The organism is Tabrizicola sp., from assembly GCF_036781545.1.
GTDB lineage: Bacteria > Pseudomonadota > Alphaproteobacteria > Rhodobacterales > Rhodobacteraceae > Tabrizicola.
Genome location: NZ_DAIQAT010000171.1, coordinates 1 through 7,380, shown reverse-complemented (window position 1 = coordinate 7,380; position 7,380 = coordinate 1). Strand labels below are relative to the sequence as shown.

Here is a 7,380-nt window from a genome sequence, read left to right as displayed (position 1 = left end):
ATCTGGAAGAGCAGCAGCATGCCGAGGAATCGGCCAAGCTGCGCGACGAGGATTATCAGCTGGCCTATGCCGTCGACATCATCAAGGGCCTGACCGCCATCGCACCGGAAGGCGAGAAATAAGCTTGGTCGATCCGGAAACCCTGCCCTACCGGCCCTGCGTGGGCGTCGTGCTGATCGACGCCCGCGGCATGGTCTTCGCGGGCCAGCGGATCGACAGCCCCAACCCCGCCTGGCAGATGCCGCAGGGCGGGATTGACGAGGGCGAGAAGCCGCGCGAGGCCGCCTATCGCGAGCTGTGGGAGGAAACCGGCGTCACCCGCGACAAGGTGGAATTCGTCGGCAAGACCCATGGCTGGGTGACATACGACCTGCCGCCCGAGTTGCTGGGCAAGGTCTGGGGCGGCAAGTATCGGGGGCAGAAGCAGAAATGGTTCCTGTTCCGCTTCACGGGGCAGGATGCGGACGTGAAGATCGCGACCGAGCATCCGGAGTTTTCCACCTGGCGCTGGATCCTGGCCGACGAGATGGTGGAAAGCATCGTTCCCTTCAAGCGCGCGGTCTACGAGGCCGTCATCCGCAGCTTCCGGGCCTATCTGGCCTGACGGGCGGTCATTCTTCCAGCGCCAGCCCGTCGGACAGATGAATCCAGGGCAGCCTTTCACTGGCATGGGAATGTGCCGTGGGCTGGTAGGCTGCGGGATCGTCCAGGGTCGCTGCGTAGAAATGCATCTCATCCGGCCAGCGGTCGCTGCGATAGGCCATCTGCGTGCCGCAATGCGGGCAGAAGTCGCGCCAGACGCCGGGCGAGGAGGTATAGCTGGCAGGCGTCTCGCCAGTCCAAGCCCAGGTGCCGTTGCGCACCCCCAGGAACGAGGTGAAGGGCGAGGCGGTCGCCCGGCGGCAGCTTTCGCAATGGCAATGCGACTGCCAGAGCGGCAGGGCATCGCAGCGGAAGGTCACCGCCCTGCACAGGCAGCGACCGGTAAAGGGGGCGATCATGGCGGCCTCCGGGTTGCCGGACCATTGGGCGCCTGTCCTCTGCGCTTGGCAAGTCCTTCCTTCCAGACCGCCCCGAAGGACAGCGTTCCGCCCCAGGGGACGCCAGCGGCCAGCTCGCAGAATTTTGGCCCGCGCCCTTGCCGCAACGCAGAACCGTTGCCCGCCAGCGCCGGAGGCCCCGCGATTTCCGCCTTATCTTCCGCGACTCCCCGGCATCCGCTTGAATCCGGCCCCTTGTCCGGGCTACGGACCCGCGCAAATGCGGCTGCTCCGCGCTGAAAGGTTGTCCCCATGTCGCTTCAGAACCACGCCCCGATCCCCGAGCTTTACGTCTCCTACGACTCGGCTCAGAAGCTGAAGGTCGAGGCTGCGCAACTGCCGTCCTGGGACCTGACCCCGCGCCAGATCTGCGATCTGGAGCTGCTGATGAACGGCGGTTTCCATCCGCTGAAGGGCTTCATGGTGCAGGCGGATTACGACGGCGTCGTCGCCAACATGCGGCTGGCGGACGGCTCGCTCTGGCCGATGCCGATCACGCTGGATGTGTCGGAGGCCTTCGCCGAGAAGGTCGAGCCCGGCCAGGACATCGCGCTGAGGGATCAGGAGGGCGTGATCCTTGCCATCCTGTCGATCAGCGACAAATGGAGCCCCGACAAGGCGGTGGAAGCGGCGGGCGTCTTCGGCGCCGACGACATTGCCCATCCGGCGGTGAACTACCTGCACAACGTGGCCGGACCGGTCTATCTGGGCGGGCCGGTCATCGGCATCCAGCAGCCGGTGCACTATGATTTCAAGGCCCGCCGCGACACGCCGAACGAGTTGCGCGCCCTCTTCCGCAAGCTGGGCTGGCGCAAGATCGTGGCCTTCCAGACCCGCAATCCGCTGCACCGCGCGCATCAGGAACTGACCTTCCGCGCCGCGCGCGAAGCCGAGGCGAACCTCTTGATCCACCCGGTCGTCGGCATGACCAAGCCGGGCGACGTGGACCATTTCACCCGCGTCCGCTGCTACGAGGCGGTGCTGGACAAATATCCGGCCCAGACCACGGCACTGTCGCTGCTGAACCTTGCCATGCGCATGGCCGGCCCGCGTGAGGCGGTGTGGCACGGGCTGATCCGCAGGAACCACGGCTGCACCCACATGATCGTGGGCCGCGACCATGCGGGGCCGGGCAAGAACAGCCAGGGCAAGGACTTCTACGATCCCTATGCCGCGCAGGAACTGTTCGGCAAGCACGCGGCAGAAATCGGCGTCCAGATGGTCGATTTCAAGCACATGGTCTATGTGCAGGAAAAGGCGCAGTATTTCCCGGCGAACGAGATCCCGGAAGGCTCCACAGTGCTGGACATCTCCGGCACCGAACTGCGCCGCCGCCTGCGTGAGGGGCTGGACATCCCGGAATGGTTCTCCTTCCCCGAGGTCGTGTCGGAACTGCGCAAGACCAGCCCGGCGCGGTCGAAGCAGGGCTTCACGGTGTTCTTCACCGGGCTTTCGGGCAGCGGCAAGTCCACCATCGCCAACGCGCTGATGGTCAAGCTGATGGAGATGGGCGGTCGCCCGGTGACGCTGCTGGACGGCGATGTGGTGCGCAAGCACCTGTCGTCGGAACTGGGCTTCTCGAAGGAACACCGCGACCTGAACATCAAGCGCATCGGCTATGTCGCGTCGGAGATCACCAAGAACGGCGGCATCGCGATCTGCGCGCCGATCGCGCCCTATACCGCCACCCGGCGGGCGGTGCGCGAGATGATCGAGGCTTTCGGCGCCTTCGTCGAGGTGCATGTGGCGACCAGCCTGGAGGAATGCGAGCGTCGCGACCGCAAGGGCCTGTACAAGCTGGCGCGGGAAGGCAAGATCAAGGAATTCACCGGGATCTCCGACCCCTACGAGGCGCCGACCCAAGCCGAACTGGTGGTGGACACCGAGAATGTCGACGTCGACCACTGCGCGCATCAGGTTCTGCTGAAGCTGGAACAGATGGGTCTGATCCGGGCCTGACCGGTAGCGAATGGAAAAGGCCGCGCTTCCGGGCGCGGCCTTTTGGTTTCAACCCGACGGATCGCAGGGCGGGCACGTCTCGCCCTTGCCCACGCGGATCACCCCGCCCGCATCATGCGGCGCAGCAACCCGTCCTTCAGGACATATTGGTGGAACAGCGCCATCAACGCATGACCCAGCACGACCAGCATCAGAAGGTTGGCGGCAAGCGCATGAATGTCGCCAACCCTCAGCCCCAGGAACCAGACGCTGACCCCGCCCAGCGGCACGGCGATCATCAGCAGATAGATCAGCCGGTGGCCCCAGTCCGCCGCCAGCACCGCCAGACTGCCCGGCACACCCGGTGCCGCGGGGGCGCCCCGCGACAGACGGACCAGAAGCCGCACAAGGACCAGCACCAGGATCGCAAGGCCAAAGGCTACATGCGGCACAAAGCCTGCCGTGCCACCGTCGCGGATCGCGTCCAGCGCGTCTTCCGCACCTTCGCCCGAGAACCAGGCCAGCGGGATCAGCAGGGCGATCAGCCAGTGGAGCGCGATCTGCAGCCCCGAATATCCGGTTGTAGTTTTCACGACGATCTCCGTTCAAGACAAAACAGACACGTCCGAGCGTAACGGTTCCGTCGCAAAAAGCCCGTCAGCAGCCGCTGACGCCACGCGGGATCAATGCACGCTGACCGGCGTGAAGTCGTGCTCCCGCGCCAGATGGAAGGCGAGCTTGCGGTCGGCGACCAGCGCCAGTTGGCGACCATCGGCCCCGTGGACCGACCAGATCACCTGCGCATCGCCCACCTGTTCGCGCACCTCGTCCGGCAGATCGCCCACCGCGATCTCGCGGACATAGACGATACGGTCGGCCCCTTGCGGCAGCCCGTTGAATGGCGTGTTCATGACTTGCCCCCTTCCTTGTGGCTGGCATCCTTGCGACCGATCCGGATCGTCTGCACCACGGTCTCCGGCACATGGCGGCGCAGATCGACGTGGAGAAGCCCGTTTTCCATCGTGGCCCCCGCAACCTCGACCCCGTCGGCCAGCACGAAGCTGCGCTGGAACGCCCGGGCCGCGATGCCGCGATGCAGGAACACGCGGTCCCCCGCATCCTCGGCCTGACGGCCCCTCACCACCAGCTGCCGGTCCTCGACCGTGATCGACAGGTCCTCCTCGCGGAAACCCGCGACGGCAAGCGTGATCCGGTAGGCGTTTTCCGCCACCGCCTCGATGTTGAACGGAGGGTAGCCCTCGGCCCCCGATTTCGCGGTACGTTCCACCAGCCGTTCCAGCTGCTCGAACCCCAGAAGATAGGGATGGGCCCCAAAGCTCAGTTTCGTCATCGGACAGTCCTTGGCATAAGCGACGGTTCGGTCTTCGCGGCCCCGCATTGAGGCACCGCATGAAGTGAATATGGGGCCCGCCGCCGCGCCCCGCAAGGCCCGGCACAGGCGGGACCGGCACCCGTTTGCCGCGATTTCGCGCAGAAACCTTCACCCTTGATGAACGCTTTCCTATATCCTTGTGGAAAGGCAGGAACCGATTCGCCAGACCATGAACGCCCCCACCGAACTCAACCATGTCGAGATGCTTGGCATCAGGCTCGAAGTCCTGCGGCGCGAGCATCGCGATCTCGATCAGGCCATCCATGCGCTTGAGGAAACCGGCCGTCCCGACGTGCTGACCCTGCGCCGGCTGAAAAAGCAGAAGCTGGCGCTGAAGGACCAGATCGTGAAGATCGAGGACATGATGATCCCCGACATCATCGCCTGACCGGACAGCCTGCGCTGCCGCTTCGCGGCACAATGCCGCGGTCCATATGAGAGCCGTTTGATCCACCTCAATCTTTTCTGTCGCCGCGAGGCAGAAACTGGCTTGGCAACAAGCAGTGAGTGGCAAGATGACCAGAATAAAGATTTCCGTGTTTACCTTCCTCGCCTCGGCCGCGCTGGCGTTTCCCGCGCTGGCGCAATCGGCGGGGGACATGACCTTGGGCCTTGGCGTGGCCAGCGTGATGCCGAAAGATGGCAACGGCACGCTCGCCGGTGCGGCGGCGGATGTGGGCAACAGCGTCCGGCCCTCGATCACCTTCGAGTATTTCATCCGCGACAACTTGGGGATCGAGGTCCTGGGCGCCCTGCCCTTCAAGCATGACATCGCCCTGGGCGGCGCCTTCGTCGGCACGACCAAGCAGCTGCCGCCGACCGTCTCGCTGAACTATCACATCCCGACCGGTGGCAAGGTGACGCCCTTCGTCGGCGTCGGCCTGAACTACACCACCTTCTTCGAGGAATCCTCCGATCTGGGCGAGTTGAAGATCAAGGACAGCTGGGGCCTCGCGGCGACCTTGGGCGCCGACTATGCGCTCAGCGACAAGGGCGCCCTGCGGCTGGAGCTGCGCTACATCGACATCGACTCGGACGTGACGCTGGACGGCGCGCCGATCGGCACGGTGAACCTCGACCCGGTGGTTGCTGGTGTCTCCTATGTGATGAAGTTCTGACGGGCCGATCCCGGACATGTGCCGCCTTGCCGTCTTCGGCAGGGCGGTATATGCGCGCCCTGAGGGGCAGCGAGGACCATCGGCATGGCCGTATCCGTCGGAATCATCATGGGGTCGCAAAGCGACTGGCCGACGATGAAGGCCGCCGCCGAAATCCTGGATGAGCTTGGCGTGGCCTACGAGACGAAGATCGTCAGCGCCCACCGCACCCCCGACCGGCTGTGGGATTATGGCAAGACCGCCGTCTCCCGCGGGCTGAAGGTGATCATCGCGGGCGCGGGCGGGGCGGCGCATCTGCCGGGGATGATGGCATCGAAGACCCGGGTGCCGGTGATCGGCGTGCCGGTGCAGACCAAGGCGCTGTCGGGCGTCGATTCGCTCTATTCGATCCTGCAGATGCCCAAGGGCTATCCGGTCGCCACCATGGCCATCGGCGGGGCGGCGAATGCCGGGCTGATGGCGGCGGCGATCCTTGCCGTCTCGGACGAAGCCGTGGCGAAGCGGCTGGACGCCTGGCGCGCGGCGCTGTCGGCCTCGATCCCCGAGGAGCCGAAGGATGAGTGAGCTGCCGCAGGGCGCGGTGATCGGCATCCTGGGCGGCGGGCAACTGGGCCGGATGCTCTCGGTCGCCGCCAGCCGGTTGGGCTATCGCTGCCATATCTTCGAGCCGGGCGCGGCCCCGGCGGGGGACGTTGCCCACAGCGTCACCACCGCGCCTTACGAGGACGAGACGGCGCTACGGGCCTTCGCGGCCTCGGTCGACGTCATCACCTATGAATTCGAGAACGTGCCCACCTCGGCACTCGATCTGCTTGAAAGCTTGAAGCCGATCCGCCCGAACCGCCGGGCGCTGGCCGTCAGCCAGGACCGGATCAGCGAGAAGAGCTTCCTGAACGATCTCGGCCTGCAGACCGCCCCCTGGGCTGCGGTGAACTCCGAGGCCGACCTGCGCACCGCCGCCGAGACGCTTGGCCATCCGGCGATCCTGAAGACCACGCGGCTGGGCTATGACGGCAAGGGCCAGGTCAAGCTGGAGGCCGAGGCCGACATTCCCGCCGCCTGGGCCGCGATGAACGGCGCCGCTTGCGTGCTGGAGGGCTTCGTCGCCTTCGACCGCGAGGTCTCGGTCATCGCCGCCCGTGGTCTCGACGGGTCGGTCGCCTGCTTCGACCCCGGCGAGAACGTCCACCGCGAGGGTATCCTGCGCACCACCACCGTACCCGCGCGCCTGTCCCCGGCGGGCCGCGCCGATGCCGTGCTGATCGCCGCCCGCATCCTGAACGCGCTCGACTATGTCGGCGTCATGGGGGTGGAGCTCTTCGTCACCGCCCAGGGCCTTCTGGTCAACGAGATCGCCCCCCGCGTCCACAACTCCGGCCACTGGACGCAACAAGGCTGCACCGTCGACCAGTTCGAACAGCATATCCGCGCGGTGGCAGGCCTGCCCCTCGGCGACGGCAACCGCTATGCCGATGTGGTGATGGAAAACCTGATCGGCGACGATGTGCTGCGGGTGCCGGATCTGCTGAAGGCCCGCGATACGGCGGTGCATCTTTATGGCAAGGGCGCGCCGCGACCGGGCCGGAAGATGGGCCATGTGAACCGGATCACCCGCGGCTGATCTCGCCTCGCCGGCGCGCTGTCTGCTGGGCACCGTTTGCCACCTTCCGCGTTGCCCCGGTCAGCAACCTCAAGGTGCCCCATGACCGGCAAATCCTCGATCTACACCCGCGCCGCCCGCTGGATCGCCCAGCTGTCCGGGCGCCCGATAACCTTCCTGCTGGCCGTCGCGACCGTCGTGGTCTGGATGGTCTCGGGCCCGGTCTTCGGCTTTTCCGACACCTGGCAGCTGGTGATCAACACCGGCACCACCATCGTCACCTTCCTCATG

At 65.9% G+C, this 7,380-nt stretch carries 11 protein-coding genes; 7 read left to right on the top strand and 4 right to left on the bottom strand.

The window, feature by feature from the left end:
* Positions 1–118: 118 nt before the first annotated feature.
* Positions 119–604, top strand: a complete 486-nt coding sequence (locus tag V7Q39_RS17900) for an RNA pyrophosphohydrolase (RefSeq protein ID WP_333817975.1) — start codon at positions 119–121, stop codon at positions 602–604.
* Between the two features lie 7 nt (positions 605–611).
* Here the strand turns inward: V7Q39_RS17900 and V7Q39_RS17895 are convergent, their stop codons facing one another.
* Positions 612–1,001 (bottom strand): GFA family protein, encoded by a 390-nt coding sequence (locus tag V7Q39_RS17895; RefSeq protein WP_333817974.1) that lies wholly within the window; start codon positions 999–1,001, stop codon positions 612–614.
* Between the two features lie 291 nt (positions 1,002–1,292).
* On the opposite strand from V7Q39_RS17895, the gene V7Q39_RS17890 reads away from it, so the two are divergent.
* The gene (locus V7Q39_RS17890) at positions 1,293–2,999 is read left to right on the top strand and encodes a bifunctional sulfate adenylyltransferase/adenylylsulfate kinase (protein ID WP_333817973.1); all 1,707 of its coding nucleotides are present in this window, start codon (positions 1,293–1,295) and stop codon (positions 2,997–2,999) included.
* 98 nt (positions 3,000–3,097) lie between these two features.
* Here the strand turns inward: V7Q39_RS17890 and V7Q39_RS17885 are convergent, their stop codons facing one another.
* The 3 genes from V7Q39_RS17885 to V7Q39_RS17875 all read right to left on the bottom strand — a co-directional run bounded on the left by V7Q39_RS17885 (position 3,098) and on the right by V7Q39_RS17875 (position 4,329).
* A complete protein-coding gene (locus tag V7Q39_RS17885) occupies positions 3,098–3,571 on the bottom strand; it encodes a cytochrome b (protein ID WP_333817972.1) in 474 nt (157 codons plus the stop codon).
* Positions 3,572–3,661: 90 nt separating this feature from the next.
* Positions 3,662–3,889 (bottom strand): DUF1150 family protein, encoded by a 228-nt coding sequence (locus tag V7Q39_RS17880; protein WP_294980479.1) that lies wholly within the window; start codon positions 3,887–3,889, stop codon positions 3,662–3,664.
* The gene (locus V7Q39_RS17875) at positions 3,886–4,329 is read right to left on the bottom strand and encodes an Hsp20 family protein (protein ID WP_333817971.1); all 444 of its coding nucleotides are present in this window, start codon (positions 4,327–4,329) and stop codon (positions 3,886–3,888) included. The genes V7Q39_RS17880 and V7Q39_RS17875 overlap by 4 nt, the downstream gene beginning before the upstream one ends.
* 211 nt (positions 4,330–4,540) lie before the next feature.
* On the opposite strand from V7Q39_RS17875, the gene V7Q39_RS17870 reads away from it, so the two are divergent.
* The 5 genes from V7Q39_RS17870 to V7Q39_RS17850 all read left to right on the top strand — a co-directional run.
* The gene (locus V7Q39_RS17870) at positions 4,541–4,759 is read left to right on the top strand and encodes a YdcH family protein (protein WP_333817970.1); all 219 of its coding nucleotides are present in this window, start codon (positions 4,541–4,543) and stop codon (positions 4,757–4,759) included.
* 127 nt (positions 4,760–4,886) lie between these two features.
* Entirely contained in the window at positions 4,887–5,489 is a 603-nt protein-coding gene (locus V7Q39_RS17865; protein ID WP_333817969.1) for an OmpW/AlkL family protein, read from the top strand.
* An 84-nt stretch (positions 5,490–5,573) separates the two neighbouring features.
* Complete coding sequence (gene purE, locus V7Q39_RS17860; protein ID WP_333817968.1) at positions 5,574–6,053, top strand: 5-(carboxyamino)imidazole ribonucleotide mutase; 480 nt, start codon at positions 5,574–5,576, stop codon at positions 6,051–6,053.
* Complete coding sequence (locus V7Q39_RS17855) at positions 6,046–7,110, top strand: 5-(carboxyamino)imidazole ribonucleotide synthase (protein WP_333817967.1); 1,065 nt, start codon at positions 6,046–6,048, stop codon at positions 7,108–7,110. Before purE ends, V7Q39_RS17855 begins: the two co-directional genes overlap by 8 nt.
* Positions 7,111–7,191: 81 nt before the next feature.
* Positions 7,192–7,380, top strand: a 189-nt coding sequence (locus V7Q39_RS17850; protein ID WP_333817966.1) for a low affinity iron permease family protein, incomplete at its 3' end; no start/stop codon positions are given.

Bases quoted from the DNA above. Each gene is read 5' to 3' on its own strand.
- V7Q39_RS17895 (WP_333817974.1), bottom strand. From the start codon at position 1,001: ATGATCGCCCCCTTTACCGGTCGCTGCCTGTGCAGGGCGGTGACCTTC.
- V7Q39_RS17890 (WP_333817973.1), top strand. From the start codon at position 1,293: ATGTCGCTTCAGAACCACGCCCCGATCCCCGAGCTTTACGTCTCCTAC.
- V7Q39_RS17880 (WP_294980479.1), bottom strand. From the start codon at position 3,889: ATGAACACGCCATTCAACGGGCTGCCGCAAGGGGCCGACCGTATCGTC.
- V7Q39_RS17875 (WP_333817971.1), bottom strand. From the start codon at position 4,329: ATGACGAAACTGAGCTTTGGGGCCCATCCCTATCTTCTGGGGTTCGAG.
- V7Q39_RS17870 (WP_333817970.1), top strand. From the start codon at position 4,541: ATGAACGCCCCCACCGAACTCAACCATGTCGAGATGCTTGGCATCAGG.
- V7Q39_RS17865 (WP_333817969.1), top strand. From the start codon at position 4,887: ATGACCAGAATAAAGATTTCCGTGTTTACCTTCCTCGCCTCGGCCGCG.
- purE (WP_333817968.1), top strand. From the start codon at position 5,574: ATGGCCGTATCCGTCGGAATCATCATGGGGTCGCAAAGCGACTGGCCG.
- V7Q39_RS17855 (WP_333817967.1), top strand. From the start codon at position 6,046: ATGAGTGAGCTGCCGCAGGGCGCGGTGATCGGCATCCTGGGCGGCGGG.